At 65.2% G+C, this 19,827-nt stretch carries 19 protein-coding genes; 7 read left to right on the forward strand and 12 right to left on the reverse strand.

The annotated features are described in order from the left end of the window. Nucleotides 1–82 precede the first annotated feature (82 nt). Together XH81_RS10185 and phaR are read right to left on the reverse strand one after the other, a co-directional pair. On the reverse strand, nucleotides 83–700 hold the full coding sequence (locus XH81_RS10185; RefSeq protein ID WP_028141916.1) for a class I SAM-dependent methyltransferase: 618 nt from the start codon (nucleotides 698–700) through the stop codon (nucleotides 83–85). A 184-nt stretch (nucleotides 701–884) separates the two neighbouring features. Next, nucleotides 885–1,481, reverse strand: a complete 597-nt coding sequence (gene phaR, locus XH81_RS10190) for a polyhydroxyalkanoate synthesis repressor PhaR (protein WP_038950262.1) — start codon at nucleotides 1,479–1,481, stop codon at nucleotides 885–887. 316 nt (nucleotides 1,482–1,797) lie between these two features. Here phaR and XH81_RS10195 point away from each other — a divergent pair, with 316 nt between their 5' ends. The 3 genes from XH81_RS10195 to yddG all read left to right on the forward strand — a co-directional run bounded on the left by XH81_RS10195 (nucleotide 1,798) and on the right by yddG (nucleotide 4,939). Further along, complete coding sequence (locus tag XH81_RS10195; protein ID WP_028141914.1) at nucleotides 1,798–2,976, forward strand: acetyl-CoA C-acetyltransferase; 1,179 nt, start codon at nucleotides 1,798–1,800, stop codon at nucleotides 2,974–2,976. A 253-nt stretch (nucleotides 2,977–3,229) separates the two neighbouring features. Next, entirely contained in the window at nucleotides 3,230–3,955 is a 726-nt protein-coding gene (gene phbB, locus XH81_RS10200) for an acetoacetyl-CoA reductase (RefSeq protein ID WP_028141913.1), read from the forward strand. Nucleotides 3,956–4,069: 114 nt separating this feature from the next. Continuing rightward, nucleotides 4,070–4,939, forward strand: coding sequence for an aromatic amino acid exporter YddG (yddG, locus tag XH81_RS10205; RefSeq protein ID WP_028141912.1), 870 nt, complete (start codon nucleotides 4,070–4,072; stop codon nucleotides 4,937–4,939). A 37-nt stretch (nucleotides 4,940–4,976) separates the two neighbouring features. Here yddG and XH81_RS10210 read toward each other — a convergent pair whose 3' ends face one another. Together XH81_RS10210 and gloB are read right to left on the reverse strand one after the other, a co-directional pair. Beyond that, entirely contained in the window at nucleotides 4,977–5,399 is a 423-nt protein-coding gene (locus tag XH81_RS10210) for a cupin domain-containing protein (protein ID WP_018320528.1), read from the reverse strand. A gap of 37 nt (nucleotides 5,400–5,436) precedes the next feature. Further along, nucleotides 5,437–6,204 carry a hydroxyacylglutathione hydrolase gene (gene gloB, locus XH81_RS10215; RefSeq protein WP_028141911.1) on the reverse strand — a complete coding sequence of 256 codons (768 nt, stop codon included), beginning with the start codon at nucleotides 6,202–6,204 and terminating at the stop codon, nucleotides 5,437–5,439. A 108-nt stretch (nucleotides 6,205–6,312) separates the two neighbouring features. On the opposite strand from gloB, the gene XH81_RS10220 reads away from it, so the two are divergent. Then, nucleotides 6,313–7,059 (forward strand): methyltransferase domain-containing protein, encoded by a 747-nt coding sequence (locus XH81_RS10220; RefSeq protein ID WP_028141910.1) that lies wholly within the window; start codon nucleotides 6,313–6,315, stop codon nucleotides 7,057–7,059. A 94-nt stretch (nucleotides 7,060–7,153) separates the two neighbouring features. Here the strand turns inward: XH81_RS10220 and XH81_RS10225 are convergent, their stop codons facing one another. Beyond that, entirely contained in the window at nucleotides 7,154–7,924 is a 771-nt protein-coding gene (locus XH81_RS10225; protein WP_271596163.1) for a DUF4167 domain-containing protein, read from the reverse strand. A 461-nt stretch (nucleotides 7,925–8,385) separates the two neighbouring features. Then, nucleotides 8,386–9,282, reverse strand: a complete 897-nt coding sequence (gene prmC / locus XH81_RS10230; RefSeq protein ID WP_271596164.1) for a peptide chain release factor N(5)-glutamine methyltransferase — start codon at nucleotides 9,280–9,282, stop codon at nucleotides 8,386–8,388. A 90-nt stretch (nucleotides 9,283–9,372) separates the two neighbouring features. On the opposite strand from prmC, the gene XH81_RS10235 reads away from it, so the two are divergent. Then, on the forward strand, nucleotides 9,373–9,798 hold the full coding sequence (locus XH81_RS10235; RefSeq protein WP_028141907.1) for an HIT domain-containing protein: 426 nt from the start codon (nucleotides 9,373–9,375) through the stop codon (nucleotides 9,796–9,798). A 26-nt stretch (nucleotides 9,799–9,824) separates the two neighbouring features. Here XH81_RS10235 and XH81_RS10240 read toward each other — a convergent pair whose 3' ends face one another. The 4 genes from XH81_RS10240 to XH81_RS10255 all read right to left on the reverse strand — a co-directional run bounded on the left by XH81_RS10240 (nucleotide 9,825) and on the right by XH81_RS10255 (nucleotide 14,680). Then, complete coding sequence (locus XH81_RS10240) at nucleotides 9,825–10,523, reverse strand: ABC transporter ATP-binding protein (protein ID WP_028141906.1); 699 nt, start codon at nucleotides 10,521–10,523, stop codon at nucleotides 9,825–9,827. Then, the gene (locus XH81_RS10245) at nucleotides 10,520–12,358 is read right to left on the reverse strand and encodes a branched-chain amino acid ABC transporter ATP-binding protein/permease (RefSeq protein ID WP_028141905.1); all 1,839 of its coding nucleotides are present in this window, start codon (nucleotides 12,356–12,358) and stop codon (nucleotides 10,520–10,522) included. Before XH81_RS10245 ends, XH81_RS10240 begins: the two co-directional genes overlap by 4 nt. 11 nt (nucleotides 12,359–12,369) lie before the next feature. Beyond that, complete coding sequence (locus tag XH81_RS10250; RefSeq protein ID WP_026202378.1) at nucleotides 12,370–13,245, reverse strand: branched-chain amino acid ABC transporter permease; 876 nt, start codon at nucleotides 13,243–13,245, stop codon at nucleotides 12,370–12,372. A 100-nt stretch (nucleotides 13,246–13,345) separates the two neighbouring features. After that, nucleotides 13,346–14,680, reverse strand: coding sequence for a substrate-binding protein (locus XH81_RS10255; protein WP_028141904.1), 1,335 nt, complete (start codon nucleotides 14,678–14,680; stop codon nucleotides 13,346–13,348). A 390-nt stretch (nucleotides 14,681–15,070) separates the two neighbouring features. On the opposite strand from XH81_RS10255, the gene XH81_RS10260 reads away from it, so the two are divergent. Together XH81_RS10260 and XH81_RS10265 are read left to right on the forward strand one after the other, a co-directional pair. Next, nucleotides 15,071–15,550 carry a hypothetical protein gene (locus tag XH81_RS10260; protein ID WP_049801891.1) on the forward strand — a complete coding sequence of 160 codons (480 nt, stop codon included), beginning with the start codon at nucleotides 15,071–15,073 and terminating at the stop codon, nucleotides 15,548–15,550. Nucleotides 15,551–15,671: 121 nt separating this feature from the next. Beyond that, nucleotides 15,672–16,142, forward strand: a complete 471-nt coding sequence (locus tag XH81_RS10265) for a MarR family winged helix-turn-helix transcriptional regulator (protein ID WP_028141902.1) — start codon at nucleotides 15,672–15,674, stop codon at nucleotides 16,140–16,142. Between the two features lie 7 nt (nucleotides 16,143–16,149). Here the strand turns inward: XH81_RS10265 and prfA are convergent, their stop codons facing one another. Both prfA and ptsP read right to left on the reverse strand, forming a co-directional pair. Continuing rightward, complete coding sequence (gene prfA / locus XH81_RS10270; protein WP_028141901.1) at nucleotides 16,150–17,235, reverse strand: peptide chain release factor 1; 1,086 nt, start codon at nucleotides 17,233–17,235, stop codon at nucleotides 16,150–16,152. 57 nt (nucleotides 17,236–17,292) lie between these two features. Then, nucleotides 17,293–19,560 (reverse strand): phosphoenolpyruvate--protein phosphotransferase, encoded by a 2,268-nt coding sequence (gene ptsP, locus XH81_RS10275; protein WP_028141900.1) that lies wholly within the window; start codon nucleotides 19,558–19,560, stop codon nucleotides 17,293–17,295. Between the last annotated feature and the right edge of the window lie 267 nt (nucleotides 19,561–19,827).

The raw sequence follows: 19,827 nt of genomic DNA on the forward strand, positions 1-19,827 counted from the left end.
AGTATTCCAGAGACGGCAGTGATTGAACCGATGGGCCTCGGCGTACTGGATGCCTCGCCTTCGCGGGGCATGACAGCTGATCTTAGTTGCGCTTTCGAAACCGGCTGAACTGAAACGCCTGCGTCGAGCCCCAAGGCGTATGATGCGTCTCGCGGCGCGTCTCGACCAGCTCGAAATCCGGCCCGAGCTCCGCAGCAAGGCTGGCGCTGTCATGGCGTTGCACCGGCAAGCCGCTGCATTTCTCCGGACCGTCGGGCGCAAAGGTCGCGATGATGATCTGGCCGCCAGGCGCAATCGCGGATCGCAGGCGCTGGACATAGGCGTCCCTGTCGTGCGGGTCGGTCAGGAAGTGAAACGCCGCGCGGTCGTGCCACACATCGTAAGTCCTGGCCGGCCGCCAAGCCGTGGCGTCGGCGACGATCCAGTCGACCGCGGAAGAGGCCCGACCGATTCGCGTCTTCGCCGCGTCGAGCGCGTTGGCGGAGAGGTCCAGCACGGTGAGATCGCGATATCCGTCTTGAAGAAGAGCATCGACCAGCCGCGAAGCGCCCCCGCCGATATCGATGATCGCCGCGTCGCGATCCGGATTGGCAGCGCGGATCATGTCGCGCGAGATCGTCGGGCTATCCTGAAACCAGCTGACCTCGGCCTCGCCCTTGGTGGCGTAGACGTTGTCCCAATGCATGGTGCGGTCGGGCATCGCGCGCTCCGTGCGTGTCAACCCGTCATCCTGAGGCGCCGGAGCGGAGGCCTCCAGCGACAACGGCTTCGCCGTTGCGCGAGGATGACTGGGTTAAAGCCGGTGAGGAAGAAATGGTAGGCGCGCGCGAAATTGCCAATCGCGCGCCCGCCGCGGGCGGACGCGCTGGTCGACGCGAAAGGTCCTACTCGTCCTTCTTCGACATGCGCTCGAGGCGCTCCTGCATGTCCTTCATCTGCTGGCGCAAATCGTCGATGTTGCTGTCCTTCGGCGTCTCGGCGTTCGCGTCGGACTCCGGCTCGGCGGCGGCCGCCGGACGGCCCGCATTGGGAGCAAACGGCTTGAACATCGAGAAGGTCTGCTGGAACAGCTCCATGTTCCGGCGGACTTGTTCTTCCAGAGGAGCAAAAGGAGTGCCGGACAGGGTGTTGGCGATCTGCTTGCGGAACTTCTCTTGCTCCTGGGTCAGGGTCGCAATCGACTGCTCCAGATATTTCGGCACCACCATCTGCATGCTGTCGCCGTAGAAGCGGATGAGCTGGCGCAGGAAGGTGGTCGGGAGCAGGTTCTGGCCGGCCTTGTTCTCCTGCTCGAAGATGATCTGGGCGAGCACGGAGCGGGTGATGTCGTCGCCGGTCTTGGCGTCATAGACCAGGAAATCTTCGCCATCCTTGACCATCGCGGCGAGGTCTTCCAGCGTCACATAGGTACTCGTTCCGGTGTTATAGAGCCGGCGGTTCGCGTATTTCTTGATGGTCGTGGGTTGGTCTGATTTCGCCATGGGCTCTCACTTGCAAGCGCGGAGAACGGGAACCGAGCGGGCTATGCCGCAGGGCGGGAAGAGTACGCAACGCAACAAAATAAGCATTTTCAAAGGGCTCACGCTACCGTTTTGTGCGGCACGGTTAATCGCAGAGCAAAATCTTGCTTGCGAAAGCGCCAAGAACGCTATTTTGAATGCGCTGCGGTATGAATTCGGTCGCCGGCCGATTGACATGCCTCAACGACGTTAACAGGATGGCTGACGAGACTGGCGAGCCGTTTTCTCAAAGCCCCGCCTGCCCCTTTCAAGAAACCTCAAGCCTCAGGAGATGCCCATGTCAGACGATGTCGTCATCGTCAGCGCCGCCCGCACCCCGGTCGGAAGCTTCAACGGAGCGTTCGCGACACTTCCCGCCCACGATCTCGGCGCCATTGCCATTAAGGCCGCGCTGGAGCGCGGTGGCATCGAGCCCGGTCGGGTCTCGGAAGTCATCATGGGTCAGATCCTGACCGCCGCCCAGGGCCAGAACCCGGCCCGTCAGGCCTCGATCGCCGCCGGTATTCCGGTGGAGAGCCCGGCCTGGGGCGTCAACCAGCTTTGCGGTTCGGGCCTGCGCACGGTCGCACTCGGTTACCAGGCGCTGCTCAACGGCGATTCCGAGATCGTGGTCGCCGGCGGCCAGGAATCCATGAGCATGGCCCCGCACGCCCAGTATCTGCGTGGCGGCGTCAAGATGGGTCCTGTCGAGTTCGTCGACACCATGATCAAGGACGGCCTGTGGGATGCCTTCAACGGCTACCACATGGGCAACACCGCCGAGAACGTCGCACGGCAGTGGCAGATCACCCGCGCCCAGCAGGACGAGTTCGCGGTCGCCTCGCAGCAGAAGGCCGAAGCGGCGCAGAAGGCCGGCAAGTTCACCGACGAGATCGTTCCCGTCACCATCAAGACCCGCAAGGGCGACATCGTCGTCAGCGCCGACGAATATCCGCGTCATGGCGCCACGCTCGACGGCATGGCCAAGCTCAAGCCCGCCTTCGAGAAGGACGGCACGGTCACCGCGGGCTCGGCATCCGGCATCAATGACGGCGCCGCCGCCGTGGTGCTGATGACCGCCAAGCAGGCCGCCAAGGAAGGCAAGAAGCCGCTCGCCCGGATCGTGTCCTGGGCGCAGGCCGGCGTCGATCCGAAGATCATGGGCTCCGGCCCCATCCCGGCCTCGCGCGCCGCGCTGAAGAAGGCCGGCTGGAATGTCGGCGATCTCGACCTGATCGAGGCCAACGAGGCCTTCGCGGCGCAAGCCTGCGCCGTCAACAAGGATCTCGGCTGGGATACCTCCAAGGTCAATGTCAACGGCGGCGCGATCGCGATCGGTCATCCGGTCGGCGCGTCCGGCGCACGCGTCCTGGTGACGCTGCTACACGAGATGCAGAAGCGCGATTCGAAGAAGGGCCTCGCCACGCTGTGCATCGGCGGCGGCATGGGCATCGCGATGTGCATCGCGCGCGACTGAAGATGGCTGACACGTAGCTTACGCGCAGTTTGCGCGTGCGCTGCACACGTCAATGCGTGCGTTGCACGCGACTAAAAAGGCAGCGGTTGCAAATCAAATATTCTTCGCAATCTTGCAGGCCTCGACTAAATACAAACGCCCGGCTCAACGCCGGGCGTTTTGTTCTTGATGTCCGTCAAACCAACCGCATAATCCAACGTTAAAAAACAATCGCTTCAGAAACGTCCGAAGAGTCCAAGGGAAGGAATACGACATGGCACGTGTTGCATTGGTCACGGGTGGTACGCGGGGCATCGGTGCTGCGATCAGCAAGGCACTGAAGGCGGCGGGATACAAGGTTGCGGCGAGCTATGCCGGCAACGATACGGCGGCGGAGAAGTTCAAGGCCGAGACCGGCATCGCCGTCTACAAATGGGACGTCAGCAGTTTCGATGCCTGCGCCGAGGGCGTGAAGAAGGTCGAGGCCGAACTCGGACCGATCGAGGTGCTCGTCAACAATGCCGGCATCACCCGCGACACCGCCTTCCACAAGATGACGCTGGAGCAGTGGAACGCGGTCATCAACACCAATCTCGGCTCGCTCTTCAACATGACGCGCCAGGTCATCGAGGGCATGCGTTCGCGCAAGTTCGGCCGCATCATCTCGATCTCGTCGATCAACGGCCAGAAGGGGCAGTTCGGTCAGGTCAATTATTCCGCGGCGAAGGCCGGCGACATCGGCTTCACCAAGGCGCTCGCGCTGGAGAATGCCAAGGGCGGCATCACCGTCAATGCGATCTGCCCCGGCTACATCAACACCGAAATGGTGCAGGCGGTGCCGAAGGACGTCCTGGAGAAGAACGTGATCCCGCAGATCCCGGTCAGCCGGCTCGGCGAGCCCGAGGAGATCGCGCGGGCGGTGGTGTTCCTGGCGGCCGACGAAGCCGGTTTCATCACGGGCTCGACGATGACCATCAATGGCGGCCAGTATCAGGCCTGATATGGCGCCAAGCCTTCAGGTCAAAAGCCTGTAGCTTCAGGCGCGACAAGGCGTTAGTGAAGACGACAATGCCCGGCCTCGTGCCGGGCATCGTTGTCCTCAGAGCCTTCGTCAATGACCCCGCGCACAGCCACGCTGATCGGATTGACCGCGATCCTGATGTGGTCGCTGCTGTCGGTGATGACGGTGGCGACCGGAACGATCCCGGCGTTCCAGCTCGCCGCGATGACCTTCGCGATCGGCGGCCTGGTCGGCCTGCTCACCTGGATCGGCCGCGGCGAGGCGGCGAAGAGCCTGCGTCAGCCGCTGGTCGTCTGGGCTGTCGGCGTCGGCGGCCTGTTCGGCTATCACGCGCTGTATTTTCTCGCGCTGCGCTTTGCGCCGCCGGCCGAAGCCGGCCTGCTGAATTATCTGTGGCCGCTGCTGATCGTGCTGTTCTCGTCCTTCCTGCCGGGCGAGCGGCTCGCCCTCCATCACATCGTCGGCGCGATGCTCGGCCTTGTCGGCACCGTGCTGCTGTTCGCCGGCAACACCTCCGGCTTCGTGGCGGGGCAGGTGCCGGGATTGGCTGCGGCCTTCATCGCCGCGTTCGTCTGGGCGGCCTATTCGGTGCTGTCGCGCCGGCTCAAGGCCGTTCCGACCGATGCGGTCGCCGGATTCTGTCTGGCCACCGCCGTGCTTGCCGCGCTGATGCATGGCCTGCTCGAGACCACCGTCTGGCCGGAGACCACGCTGCAATGGCTCTCGGTGATTGCGCTCGGCATCGGTCCCGTCGGTGCCGCGTTCTACGCCTGGGACATCGGCATGAAGCGCGGTGACATCCGCGTGCTCGGCGCTGCCTCCTACGCGACGCCGCTGCTCTCGACCGGCTTCCTCATCGCCGCCGGTTTCGCCAAGGCCAGCGCCAACATCGCGATTGCTGCGATCCTGATTGCCGGCGGCGGTTTGATTGCCGCGAAGGATATGGTGCTACGGAAGCGGTGATCGTCATTCCGGGCGAATCCGGAATGACGGTGCGGGACTACGGCTCCCAGCCCTGTGGTGCGAGCTCGAAGCCTGCGAATTCGAATGCCGGGGCCACGGTGCAGCCGACCAGCGTCCACTCGCCCGTCGTCTCCGCCGATTGCCAGGCCTGTGCCGGCACGATCGCCTGCGGCCGGTCTCCATTCGCAAGGTCAGTGCCGAGCCGCACCTGGTGCTGCGAGCAGCCGTCGTGGGCGATGCGCAGCATCAAGGGACTGCCGGCGTAATAGTGCCATGTCTCGACCGCATCGACGCGATGCCAGTGCGAACGCTCGCCGCGTGCCAGCAGGAAGTAGATCAGGGTCGAGCGCGAACGCCCGTTGGCGTCCGTGGTCTGGTCGCGAAACGTCTCGCGATAGTGGCCGCCCTCGGGATGCGGACGGAGTTCGAGGCGCGCGATGATCTCGGCTGCAGTCGGCATCGATCCAGTCAGGACTTTCTTCTGCAGGACTTGTACTTCAGGACTTGTTTTTGCGCTCGCGCAGCTCGCCGAAGACTGCGGCGGCATCCGCGCCCTTCATGTGCAGCCTTGCCGCGACCTGTGGCTCATCGGCGCGCAGGAACACGTTGGCCCGCTTCTCGTCGCCAAGCAGCGTGGGAATGGTCGGCTTGTTCTCGGCCCGGAGCCTCGTCACCTCCGCCGCGCGCGCCTGGAGCGCCGCATTGTCGGGATCGACGGTGAGCGCGAACTTGACGTTGGAGGCCGTGTATTCGTGGCCGCAATAGAGCTTGAAGTCGTCGGGCAGGGCACGCAGCTTCAGAAGCGAATCCCACATCATCGGATAGGTGCCCTCGAACACCCGGCCGCAGCCGATCGAGAACAGCGTGTCGGCGGCGAACACCGTCTTCTCGGTGTCGAACACGTAGGAGATGTGGTCGAGCGTGTGGCCGGGCGTCTCCAGGACGCGCGCCAGCAAATTGCCGATCTTGATCACGTCGGCATTGGCAACACGCAGATCGACGTCCGCAATTTTCGTGGTCTTGTCGTGCGGCGCGACGACGCGGCAGTTGTATTTCTGCTTGAGTTCGGCGACCCCGCCGACATGATCGCCGTGATGATGGGTGATCAGGATGTCGGTGAGCTGCCAGCCCTCGCGCTCCAGCGCTGCCAGGATGGGGCCGGCCTCGGGCGCGTCGATCGATGCCGTCGCCTTGGTTTCCACATCGTGGATCAGATAGCCGAAATTGTCGTTTAAACAGCTGAAAGTACGAATTTCGGCGGCCATGTCATCTCCATCGGGCTCAGCCCCGCCAGACAAATATGGCGTTAACGTTGCGCAGGCAATGCAATATTCCGCGCGCGGCGGCGGTCTTGCGCATGTTACATTGCCGTCATGACCATCGACGTCGTCGACCTCCGCGAGTTCTATTCCCGCCGCCTCGGGATCGTGGCGCGGCAAATGATCAATCGCGGCATCAGGGAACGCTGGCCGAGGGCGGAGGGCCACCGCGTGCTCGGCCTCGGCTATCCCACCCCCTATCTGGGATTGTTCCGCGAAGACGCCGAGCGCTGCCTCGCCTTCATGCCGGCGGCCCAGGGCGTCCTGAAATGGCCGACGGGACGGCCGGCGCTGGCCTCTCTGGTCGACGAATTCTCGCTGCCGCTTCCCGACGCCGCGGTCGACCGCATCCTGCTGGTTCACGCGCTGGAGATGTCGGACGATCCGGCCGCGCTGCTGCGCGAGGTCTGGCGGGTACTGTCGCCGTCCGGGCGCGTGATCGCGGTGATCCCGAACCGGCGCGGGGTGTGGACCCGCACCGACAGCACGCCGTTCGGTCACGGCCGGCCCTATTCGCGCTCGCAGATCACCGACCTGCTGCGCCAGACCTGGTTCACGCCGACCGCCTGGGGAGAGGCGCTGTTCATGCCGCCCTATGCCGGCGGCTGGGTGCTGAAATCGGCGCAGATGTGGGAGCGCGCCGGTGCGGCACTGTCGCTGCCCTTTGCCGGCGTCCATATCGTGGAGGCGACCAAGCAGGTCTACCGCGCGATCCCCGCCAAGCGCGAGCGGGCGCGGCTCATTCCCTCGCTCGCGAAGCCCGTGCTGGTGCCATCCTCGACGACGGTGACGCGCGGCTAGGTCACAAGCGTTGCCGCGACCGATGGTCGTCAAAAACAAAATCGTCCCGGCGAGGCCGGGACGATTCCAGATCAGTCGATTAGAAGAAGCTCACTTACTCGCTGGGCGCGAGATCATCGCCGGACGCGGCCGGAGCTGCTTCGCGCTCGGGGCGCGGGCCATGCGGCCGGCGCCGCCGGCGCGGGAAGCGTTCGCCACCGCCGGCACCGCCCTCGCCGCCATTCGCGCCGCCGTTCACCTGCGGCTGCGCACCGGTGATGAAGGAGGGCAGGCGATCGACGCTGCCGGTGTCGGTGACGACGGGCTGCGGCTGATTCTGCGGTTGCGGCTGGGGCTGATATTGCGGCTGCGGGCGATGGTCGCGCTCGCGGTGCTCGCGCGGTTGCTGCTGATCGCGCTGATAGGGCTGGTTTTCGCGCTGCTGATGGTCACGCTGGTGATGATCGCGCTGGCCGTCGCGGTCGCGCGCGAAGGGCTGCTGCTGTTGCGGCTGCGGGACGAAGCCCGGCTCCTGGCCGAAATTCGAGAAATTCTCGCCGTCGTCGTCGCCGTCGTCGCTGCTGATCGGCTCGTCGCCGCGCGGCTGCTGATTCTGGCGGAACTGTTCCTGGGCCGCGGCGATCAGACGGAAATAATGCTCGGCGTGCTGGTAGTAGTTCTCGGCTGCAACGGGGTCGCCGGAAGAGCGCGCGTCGCGCGCGAGCTGGAGATACTTTTCAGCGATGTGCGAGGCGGTGCCGCGGATCTTGATGTCGGGTCCGTTGGACTCGTAGACCCGGGTCATCGGGTTCTGGCTGCGCCGGTTGTTGTTGTTATTGTTATTGTTGCGGTTGCGCATCCGCTGCTTGTTCTGACCGTTTCTCATGTCCTGCCTTTAATTCCAGCCCTAAACGTTGCACGCATTACTTGATTGCTAGGAGTGACCTGGACAGCGGTTCACATCGCTCGCGCGCACCGCGCCCAAGAGCGGATCGAACCCTGCCGATGTTCGTCGACCGTCGCGTTCAAACAAGGACGCGTTCCCCACCCGCCAGCACTGATCGCCAGCGAACCCATTCATTTTGCCTGCCGAAACAAGCCCAGCTGTGTTGCGTAAGTCTTCAAGCGCAATATCAGGCTTTCGTTCACTTTGCGGTCGGAGAGCAGCGCAGCTCCAATGGCTATCGCGCTTCACAGGACCTGCGGCTTGGAACCTTTATCAGTAAAGCTCTCGCCCGAGAGCCCGGCTTTCGCCCGTAGGTCTACGGGGCCGGCACCGATGTGTTGATCGGAACGTAGTCGTTCCCAAGGGATATTCCAAGAGCTTTTTGCAAGCCAATCCGGCTTTTATGGGGGCATTTTTCGGGCCGAAACGGCCCGCAGAATGCCCGCCAGGTCGGAGTTGGGTGGCCTGTCCACCGTTAACGCGCCTGCTATCATCAAGGTTTCAATATTTCTGGCCTGCCCCTGTCCGGCCTCGACGATCAGCGCTCCGCCGGGGGCGAGACGCTCGGCGGCCTGCGGGATCAGGGCGCGATAGGCGTCGTATCCGTCATTGCCGCCGTCGAGCGCTAGATGCGGATCGTGCTCGCGCACCTCGATGCTCAGTTTCGGAATTTCGGCGGAGGGAATATAGGGCGGGTTCGAGACGATGAGGTCAAATGGCCCGCGCAGCGCCGTCAGATAGGAGCAGGCGACGAAGCCGGCGCGATCAACGAGGCCGAGGGCGGCCGCATTGTCGCGCGCCGTATCGAGCGCCGTCGGGCTGACATCGGTGCCGACGCCAAACGCGTCGGGAATCTCCCGCAGCAATGCGAGAAGGATGGCGCCCGATCCGACGCCGATATCAGCGATTCGCGGGCGCCGCCCCGATATCGACAGCCCCCAGAAGATCTCGAGCGCCAGTTCGACGACGGTCTCGGTGTCCGGCCGCGGTACCAGCGTCGCCTCCGACAACCGCAACGGCATGCCCCAGAAGTCTCGCACGCCGAGAATGCGGGCGACCGGCTCATGCGCGAGCCGGCGTTGCGCGTATCGTTCGAGCCGCGTGGTCTCCTCAGGCGTGAGTTGTCGCGATGCCTGCGTCACCATACCGGTCAGATCGAGCTCCAACGCGGCCCCGACGAGCAGGCGCGCATCGAGGGCCGCCTGCTCGATGCCGGCCGCTTGCAGCCGTGCCCCGAGCGCGCGCCGCGCACTCTCGACATTATGTCCGGGATCGATATTTGTCGCCAATGGAGCCATCCTGCCTGCCATCGTGGATAGATCGGCCGGCTCGCTTGCGTCAACGGAAAGGAGCGCGTTTGATCGCGCCTCGCAAGCGTGGAGGGGTCCATGACGGCCTATGACGATCAGAACGTCTTCGCAAAGATCCTGCGCGGCGAGATTCCCTGCTTCGAGGTTTTCAGGGACGACCGCAGTCTGGCCTTCCTCGACATCATGCCGCGCGCGCCCGGACACACGCTGGTGATTCCGCGGGCGCTGGCGCGCGGCATCCTGGATATCGCGGAGGACGATCTGGCCGCCGTCGCCCGGACGGCCAAGCGAATCGCGATTGCGGCGATGAAGGCGTTTGACGCGGAGGGTATCATCCTCCAGCAGTTCAGCGAGCCGGCCAGCGGGCAGGTGGTGCTTCACCTGCACATGCACGTCATGCCTGTCAGGGCCGGCGTCGATCTCTTGCCGGCGCAGACGCGCAAGGAAGATATGGCCGTGCTCGCCGATCACGCCAAGCGGATGATCGCGGCGCTTGGCGGCTGAGCCTGACAGCCGAGATCGGCGGGTGGCTAGACGCCGAGATAGCGCTGCAGCAGCTCCGGCTGGGCCTTGAGCTCCTGCGCCGGACCCTCGTGCACGATGTGGCCGTTGTTGACGATGTAGATCCGGCTTGCCAGCGCCAGCGTCGCCGCCAAATTCTGCTCGACCAGCACGATGGTCTGGCCGGCCGCCGCCAGCTCGCGGCAGGCCTTGACGAGATCGTGGACGATGACGGGCGCGAGCCCCTCGAACGGCTCGTCCAGCAGCACGATCTTGGGATCGCGCACCAGCGCCCGCGCGATCGCGAGCATCTGCTGCTCGCCGCCGGAGAGCTCGGTGCCGCGGTTGCTCCGTCGCTCCTTCAGCCGCGGAAACATCTCGTAGACGCGGTCGAGCGGCCAGCGTTTCGGCGCGGTGATCCCGGCAAGGGTGATGTTCTCCTCCACCGACAGGCTGCCGAAGATACGGCGCTCCTCGTGCACGAGCTGCATGCCCGCCTGCGCGATCCTGTGGCTCCTGCGTCCGGCGATATCGATGCCGTCGAACCTCACGCTGCCGCTGCGCGGCGTCACGACGCCCATCAGGCTCTTCAGCGTCGTGCTCTTGCCGGCGCCGTTGCGGCCGAGCAGCGCCACCACCTCGTGACGTTCGACGTGCATGGCGACGTCGAACAGGATGTGGGAATCCCCGTAATAGCTGTTCAGGCCGTTGACCTCGATCAGGCTCATGCGGCGATCTCCCCGTGCACGCCGCCGAGATAGGCCTCCTGCACCGCGGCGTTGGTCCTGATTTCCTCCGGCGTGCCGTCGAGCAGCACCTTGCCCTCCTGAAGCACCGTCACGCGCTCGACCAGCTCGAACAGCGAATCCATGTCGTGGTCGATGATGATCATGGTGCGGCCGCGCGCGATCGATTTGAGCAGCTTGACGGTCTCGACCCGCTCGCGCGGGCTCATGCCCGCGAGCGGCTCGTCGAGCAGCAGCAGGCGCGGCGAGGTCGCCAGCGCGAGCCCGATCTCGAGCCTGCGCTTCTCGCCATAAGCGAGTTCGGCGACCGGCGTGTCGGCGCGGCGGGTCAGATTGACCAAAGCGAGCGTATGCTCCACCTGCTCCGCCAGGCCCTTGACGCTGGAGAGCTTGCGGAAGAGATCGAGGCGGAACTTGCCGCGCAGCTCGGCGAGCGCGGCGATCGTCAGGTTCTGCCGTACCGTCAGCCCGGTGAAGAGCTGGTTGACCTGGTAGCTCTTGGTGAGCCCGAGCTGGCACACCTCGGTGACCTTCAATCCCGTGATGTCGCGTCCCTCGAACACGATCTGGCCCGATGTCGGCGCGATCTCGCAGGTCAGCATCTTGAAGAAGGTCGACTTGCCGGCGCCGTTGGGGCCGATGATGCCGCGCAGCTCGCCTTGATTGACGCTGAAATCGATGTCGCTGTTGGCGACGAGGCCGCCATAGCGCTTGGTGAGACCGGTGGCTTTCAGGATCGGCCCGGAATAGGCGGGGTGCGCGACCTCCTTGGCCTGCATCGGCGCGGGCGCAAGGTGCAGTGTCGTCTCAGTGTCCGGCTCGGCCTCCATATCGCTCCGCTTACGCCTGCCGGAGAGAAGGCGATAAAGGTCCGCAAGACCGCCGATGATACCGCCGCGCAGGAAGCAGACCAGCAGCACGAACACGACGCCGAGCACCAGCTTCCAGGCGGCGCCCAGGCCCAGCGCGGACTGGAGGAAATCCTGGAGGAAGAGCCAGACGGTCGCGCCGACCAGCGGCCCGAACAGCGTGCCTCGGCCGCCAATGGCGGTCTGCATCACCAGCTGGCCGGACGTGTCGAAAGTGAAGGCGTCCGGCGGCATGAAGGCCTGGAGCACGCCGAGCAGGCCGCCGGCGAAACCGGCGTAGGCGGCTGCGATCACGAAAGCAGTCAATTTGTAGCCGTGGATGTTGTGGCCGACCGCGGTGGCGCGCAGCGGATTGTCGCGGATTGCGCTGAGGACGGCGCCGACCGGCGAGCGCACGATCCTCAGCGCGATGATGACGCCGATGAAATAGCACAGCGCGATGAACTGGTAGAGCGACCAGCCATTGGTGAAGTGGACGGTGGTGAAGCCGAGATTGAAGCTCGGCGTTGGCACGCCCGGCAGGCCGTTCTCGCCGCCGGTGAAGTCGGAGAGCGGATTGAACTCGACAAAGAAGAACACCTCTGCGATCGCCACGGTGATCATGGCGAAGTAGATGCCGGTGCGGCGGAGCGCGATCAGGCCGATCAGATAGCCGGTCGCGGCCGCCGCGATCATGCCGATGATCAGCGCGCCCAGCACGTTGCCGAAGCCGGCGCGGGTCAGGAGGTAGGCGGCGACGAAGCCGCCGGTGCCGTAGAAGGCGGACTGGCCGAACGACAACAGGCCCGTGAAGCCGAACAGGATGTCGAAGCCGAGGCCGAACAGGCCCCAGACCAGGATCCGGTTCACGGTGTTGGGTGCGAAGCCGAGATGGGGCAGCACGAAGGGAGCCGCGATCAGGCCGATGGCCGTCAGTGCCTCGATCAGGAAGGGGCGTTGCTTGAGCATCAGGCGATCACTCACTCGCGGCCCTGGACGCCGAGCAGGCCATGCGGTCGCACCACGAGCACGAGCGTCATCGCCGCAAACAGCATCACATAGGCGTAGCCGGGGTTGAACATGGAGGTGACGCTGATGATCTCGCCGGCGATCAGGCCGCCCAGGATCGCGCCTGGGAACGAGCCGACGCCGCCGATCACCACCACCACGAAGGTCTGGACCAGGATGTCGTCACCGATGCCCGGCGTCAGCGACACCACCGGCGCGTTGACGATGCCGGCAAAGCCGGCGGCCATCGCGCCGATGCCGAACACCACCATGAAGACCCGGTAGACATTGATGCCGAGCGAATCCACCATCACGGAATCCTCGATGCCGGCCCGCACGATCATGCCGAGACGGGTCCGGTAGAGGATGATGAACAGCGCGCCGAGTGCGATCGCGACGATGCCGACCACCGCGAGGCGGTAGGTCGGATAGAACATGAAGCCGAGATTGGTGATGCCCTGGAATATCGCCGGCGGCGGCACCAGCTGCGACTGGCTGGAGAAGATCAGCCGGATGATCTCGACGAAGCAGATGCCGAGCCCGAAGGTCACGAGCAACTGGTCCTCGTGCGGCCGATGATAGAAATGGCGAATGATGACGCGTTCCATCGCAACGCCCAGCAGCATCACGAACAGCGAGCCGGCGATCACCGCGAGGATGAACGATTCGGTGTACTGGTAGGCGACGAAGCCGGCATAGCCGCCGATCATGAACATCGCGCCATGCGCGAGGTTGAGCACGCCGAGCGTGCCGTAGATAATGGTCAGGCCGGAGCTGATCAGCGCGAGCAGCGCGCCGAGCGCGAGCCCGTTGAAGAGCTGCGAGACGAGGTTGGGCCAACTAATCATGCAATGGTCACGGTTGTGGCGCGTTCCGGCGGTGCGCAAAAAAGGGTGACGCCGCAGGAGCCGGAAGCGACCTACGGCGTCACAGGGGGTTAGCGCGAGCTCAGCTGTAGTCGCCGGGATGGCAGCCAAAGGCGCCCGGCTTCTGCATCAAGCCTTCGCCGGGCACGATCTCGACCACATCGTACCAGTCTTCCTTGGTCTTCATGTCCTTCTGCTGCTTGCCCTTGACGATGATCACGGGGCGGACGCACTGATGGTCCTCGGGGCGGTAATGCACGTCGCCGACCAGGGACGGCAGCGTCTCGCCCTTCTCATAGGCCTTGATCACGTCGGGCGGGTTGAAGCTGCCGGCCTGCTCGCACATGCGGGCCCAGTGCGCGAAGCTGACATAGGCGTTCTCCGCGCCCCATTCCGGCTTGTAGCCGTACTTCTTCTCGAAGGCCTCGTTGAACATCTTGGCGAGCGGAAACTTGTCCTCGAGCGTCCACCAATAGTCGGTCGCGGCGTAGACGCCCTGCATCAGCCCGCCGGTCTCGCGCGCGATGAAGGGCACCTGGTAGGGGACGACCAGCTTCATCTTGTCGAGCACGCCGAACTGCTTGGCCTGCTGGGTCGACAGCACCGCGTCGTGGCCCCAGTTGACGTTGATCAGCACGTCGGCGCCGGAATTCGCGACGTTCAGCAGATACGACGAATAGTCGGGCGCGCCGAGCGGCGCGACCTGGTTGGTGACGGTGGTCCAGCCGGCGGTCGCGAGGAAGTCCTGCATCGACTTGGTGACGGTGTGACCGTAGGTGTAATCAGGCGTGAGATACGCAGCCTTCTTGCCCTTGCCGAACTCCTTGACCATGACGGGGCCGATCGCCGCCGCGGCGGTCTGGCCGAAGAAATTCTGGCGGAAGCCGTAGCGGACGCAGTCCTTGCCGGTGGTGTCGTTCGAGCCGGAGATGCCGCAGACGAAGATCACCTTCTCGCGCTGGGCGAGCTTGTTCAGCGCGACCGCAACGGCGCTCGAGGTGCCGCCGGTGATCATGATCGCCTTGTTCTCGCTGATGAAGCGCTGCTGCGCCTGCACCGCCTCGTTCGGCTTGGCCGCGGAATCCGCGACGCCGAATTTAAGCTCCTTGCCGAGCACGCCCTTGCTGGTCTTCGGCGAGATCTTCTTGATCAGGTCGTGACCGCTGTTGATGTGCTCGATCGCGAGCTGATAGCCCTTGAGCTCGTCCTCGCCCTGCACGGCATAGGTGCCGGTGCGCGGCACCGAGATGCCGATGAAGGCGGTGGAGCCCGAAACGCCCGCGGGATAGGAGCCGACGGCCGGCTTGTCCTCGGCGAAGGCCGGCATCGCAGGCAGCACCGAGCCGCCGATGAGGCCTGCCGTGGTCTGGAGCAGGCCGCGGCGCGAGAGGCCACGGCGAATGAGATGGTCGGTCATGATCGTTTCCTCCGGATATCGTTCTTGTTTGCAGGCAAAACACGACCTGTCCGGCGGCAACCGGCCTCGAAAGGCCTGCCTGCACCGGGCGCGTCACATCCGCGTGTAGCTCCTGGACCTAAACATTGCTCGTGAGCACCATCTGTCAATTTCGCCTTTGGTCGAACGACGAGAATTATCGCGTGAAAACATATCGGATCACGATATATATTAGTCTTTGTGAGTACGAGATTGGCGGGTTCGGCGAGAGAGATGCCGCGGCAGACGACAGTAGCGGGTACCCGGAAGCGACGGTCCTGGCCGCAAGAGGCGGAGCGGCAGGAGGCGGCGTGGCCTGCCGGGGAGGGAAGCGACCAGCGCGCATCGCCGCAGTCCGGCGATGCCTCGCGCATGCCGGAGTCGCGCGGCCGGTCCGCCGGGCAGCGGGGGCCGGCCATCGGCTCCGTTCAGGCCAAGCGCACGCCGGTGCCGATGCAGAGACTGAGCGTGCGGGCCCAGAATGTCCTGAAGGAGCTCGCGGTCGAGCTCACCGGCGAGCAGCCGCCGAAGGGGACCTGGTCGCCCTCGCGCGAGCTGCTGCTCGCACTGACGGCGGAGCGGCTTGCGACGACGCGCAATTGCGGTCCTCACACCATGCGGGAGATCGTGGACTGGGCGCAGGGCTGCGGCGTGACCATCAAGCCGGTGATCCCGCCCGGCGGCTCGCTGTCGCAGATGTGGGGCGAGTTGATCACGAATGCATCCGAAGGCGCCTTGACCAGCGCCGAGATCGCCAGTGCGCTCCAGCGCTCGATCAGGCGGAAGAGCGTTCGTATTCCGATCGCGTTTCAGGTCATCCTGGTGAAGATCCTGCTCTCCAACTTCGAATAGGAGGGCTGCAAAGCCCGCTATATTTGTGCATCTGCGAGGCCCATCGGTGGTTCCGCCCCGCCTTCCTTGCTAGTCTCGGCAGCGCCCGCTCCGCTGGCGGGCGGAGGTCGAAAGGCACGGAATGGCTGACTCGAAGCGGAAGACTGGACGCACGGCGCGTGCTGCGCCCTCGAGGGGCGGCGCGATGCGCGAGGCCGACTACGCCGCGCTCGCCCAATTCCGCTACCAGCTGCGCACCTTCCTCGCCTTCAGCGAAGCGGCGGCCCAGAACGCCGGATTGACGCCGCAGCAGCACCAGGCGCTGCTGGCGATCAAGGGACTGGCCGACCCCAACGGCGCCAGCGTCGGCGACATCGCCGGCTTCCTCCTGATCCGGCACCATACGGCGGTGGAGCTGGTGGACCGCATGGCGAAGTTGAAGCTGATCGGCCGGGAGGCCGATCCCGAGGATGCAAGGCGCGTCCTGGTCAAGCTGACGGCCAAGGGCGAGCAGAAGCTTCGCTCGCTTTCGCGCATTCACCTGGACGAGCTGAGCGCCGCTGCACCCGCATTGGGCAAGATCCTGCGATCGTTCCTGGCAAAGGTGCGCTGAGCAGGGATCAGGCTGCCGCGCCTTGTGCGGCGAGCTGCGCGGCCTGGTGTTCGGTGGTCAGCGCGTCGGTCAACTCGCCGAGCGCTTCGCCCGCGATCACCTGCGGCAGCTTGTAGAGCGTCAGGTTGATGCGGTGGTCGGTGACGCGGCCTTGCGGAAAATTGTAGGTGCGGATGCGCTCGGAGCGGTCGCCTGAGCCGACCTTCTCCTTGCGCTCGGCCGACCGTGCCGCATCGACGCGCTGGCGTTCGGCGTCGTAGATGCGCGAGCGCAGGATGTTCATGGCGGAGGCGCGATTCTTGTGCTGCGAGCGGCTGTCCTGCATCATCACCACGATGCCGGTCGGGATGTGGGTGATGCGGATCGCCGATTCGGTCTTGTTGACGTGCTGGCCGCCGGCGCCTTGCGCGCGCATGGTCTCGATGCGCAAATCGTCGTTCTTGATGTCGACGTCGACGTCCTCGACCTCCGGCAGCACGGCCACCGTCGCGGCCGAAGTGTGGATGCGCCCCTGCGTCTCGGTGTCCGGCACGCGCTGCACGCGATGCACGCCGGACTCGAACTTCAGCTTGGAGAACGCGCCGCGGCCCTGCACCTCCGCGATGATTTCCTTGTAGCCGCCGACGGTGCCTTCGCTGGCCGAGATCACCTCGACCTTCCAGCCCTGCAAGGCAGCGAAGCGCTCGTACATCCGGAACAGGTCGCCGGCAAACAGCGAAGCCTCGTCGCCGCCGGTGCCGGCGCGGATTTCCAGCACCACGTTGCGGTCGTCCATGGCGTCCTTGGGCAGCAGCGCAACGCGAATCTTCTGGACCAGCTCCTCGATTTTCGGCGCGAGCTCGTCGCGCTCGGCTTCCGCCATGCCGCGCATCTCGGCATCGGTCGCGGGATCGGCGATCAGCGCCTCGGTGTCGGCGAGTTCTTTGACGGCAGACCGATATGCCTTCACCGCTTCGATCAGCGGGGTGATCTCGGCGAGCTCGCGCGTGATCTGCACGTAGCGCTCGGAGGCGAGCTGTCCCAACGATTCGGCCTCGAGAGAGGCATGATGTGCAAGGAGCACGTCCAGTTTGGCTTCGGGGAGTGACGACATCGGTTCAGTCTCAAATGGCGGAAGGAGGCGAGGCGGCAGGGAGCGGCGACAGGCCCGCTACAACGCCAGGCCTTCGGCCTCGGCGAATTCCGTCAGTTTCTGCCGGATCGAGACGCTGCCCGCCGGCGCGTCGAGGAGCGGACCGAGCACGGCTTCGGCCTTCTTTGCATCGAGATCGATGACCATGGCCTTCACCGGACCGAGCGCGGTTGCCGAAAGCGACAACGAGCGGTAGCCCAGCGCAATCAGCGCCAGCGCGCCAAGTGGCTTGGACGCCATCTCGCCGCAGAGCGAGAGCGACTTCTTCGCCGCCTGTGACTTGCGTGCGATCTCGCGCAGCGCGCGCAGGATCGGCGCCGACATGGTGTCGAAGCGCTCGGAGACCTTGGCATTGCCGCGGTCGACCGCGAACAGGAACTGGAACAGATCGTTGGAACCGACCGAGATGAAGTCGACCTTCTTCAAGAGCTCGTCGAGCTGATAGAGCAAAGCGGGGACCTCGACCATGGTGCCGATGTCGATACGCTCCGGCAGCGTGTGGCCGTGCTGGCGCAGATAAGTGAGCTCGCGTTCGACCAGCGCCTTCGCCGAATCGAATTCGGCGACTTCCGAGATCATCGGGAACATGATGCGCAGCGCGCGGCCGCCACCGGCGCGCAGCAGCGCGCGGATCTGGCCGCGCAGCAGGCCGGGACGATCGAGCCCGAGCCGGATCGCGCGCCAGCCGAGCGCGGGATTTTCCTCGATCACGGCTTCCATATAGGGCAGCGCCTTGTCGCCGCCGATGTCGAGGGTGCGGAAGGTGACGGGCTTGGTGCCGGCCGCATCCAGCACGGTGCGATACAGCGCCAGCTGGTCGCTGGTGCGCGGCAGGCTCTGGCCGACCATGAATTGCAGCTCGGTGCGAAACAGGCCGATGCCGGCGCTGCCGGTGTCCTCGATATGCGGCAGGTCGATGGCAAGACCCGCGTTGATCATCAGCTCGACCTTCTGGCCGTCCCTGGTGACGCAGGGCAGGTCGCGCAGCGCCAGATATTGCGCCTGGCGGCGGGCGCGGAAGCGCACGCGCTCGGCGAAGGCCGCCTCGACTTCCTGCGAGGGGCGCACATAGATCGAACCGGAGGTGCCGTCGACGATGATGGCATCGCCGGGATCGGCAATGCCGGGCGCGTTCGGCACCTCACCGACCGCGGGGATGCCGAGCGCGCGCGCCACGATCGAGACGTGGGAGTTGGCAGTGCCTTCCTCCAGCACGATGCCGCGCAGGCGCTTGCGGTCGTAGTCGAGCAGCGCCGCCGGGCCCATCGCGCGGGCGATGACGATGGCGTTGTCGGGCAGCTGCTCGCGCGAGGGCGCGTGGTCCTGGCCGACCAGCTGCCGCATCAGGCGGTAGCCGAGATCCTCGAGATCGTGCAGCCGGTCGCGCAAATAGGGGTCGGTCGAGCGCAGCATGCGCGCGCGGGTGTCGGATTGCACGCGCTCGACGGCGGCTTCCGCTGTGAGGCCGGTGGCGACCGCCTCGTGCAGCTTGTGCGACCAGCCCTGGTCGTTGGCGAACATGCGATAGGCTTCCAGCACCTCGCGATGCTCGCCGCCCTCGGCGACGTCGCCGCGCTCCAGCATGCGGTCGAGATCGGCGCGGAGCTTGGCCAGCGCGGTGTCGAGCCGCTTGACTTCCTTGGGCAGGTCCTCGGCGATGTAGTCCTTGATGACGACGCGCGGCTCGTGCAGCACGACATGGCCGAGCGCGATGCCCTCCGAGAGGATCGCGCCGACCTTCTGCGCGGAATGGCGCGCGGCAGGCTCCAGCCCCGGCTGGGCCAGCGCGGACAGCTCGCCCGAGGCGATCAGCTCGGCCAGCACCATCGCGGTGGTCTGCAGCGCCTCGAGCTCCTCCTCGACATAGTTGCGCTTGGCGCGGTTCTGCACCACCAGCACGCCAAGCGTGTTGCCGGCCCGCAGGATCGGCACGCCGAGGAAGGAGTGGTAGATTTCTTCGCCGGTCTCCGGGCGGAACGAGAAGGCCGGGTGGGTTTGCGCATCGCTCAGGTTGAGCGGCGTCGCCTCGCTGGCGACGAGGCCGACCAGGCCCTCATGGGCGCTCAGCACGGTGTGATGCACGGCCTCGCGGTTGAGGCCTTCGGTGGCGTAGAGCTCCAGCGTGTTGTCGATGCGCAGCACATAGACCGAGCACACCTCGGCCACCATGTTGGCGGCGATCAGCACCACGATCTTGTCCAGCCGCTCCTGGGCCGAGACCTGTTCCGCCATGGTTTCGCGGAGCCGTCTCAACAAGACGCGGGGACCTCCCGACGCGCTCCGCATGTCCCGTCAATCTCCTCCGTGTGCCCGGCCCGGCCGTATCGGCCGGCGGCTGGCCTAAAATTCCAGAAAAACAACCAATTTGTTTGTCCGGCGCCGGCACAAGCCCAAAATCCACTGGAGATTTAGCGCTTGCACCGAATCAGCGCCGCCTAACTGGGACACAGTCTGCGGCAGCCCACCCTGTTCGCCGTATAGCGAATTGAGGCTTGTTTTGCCAAGCAAAACGCCTGCCAAACGCGAAGGTGTGTACACCTTCGCGTTTGCTGC

Origin of the sequence: Bradyrhizobium sp. CCBAU 25360, assembly GCF_028128695.1 — a bacterium.
GTDB classification, from domain to species: domain Bacteria; phylum Pseudomonadota; class Alphaproteobacteria; order Rhizobiales; family Xanthobacteraceae; genus Bradyrhizobium; species Bradyrhizobium ottawaense.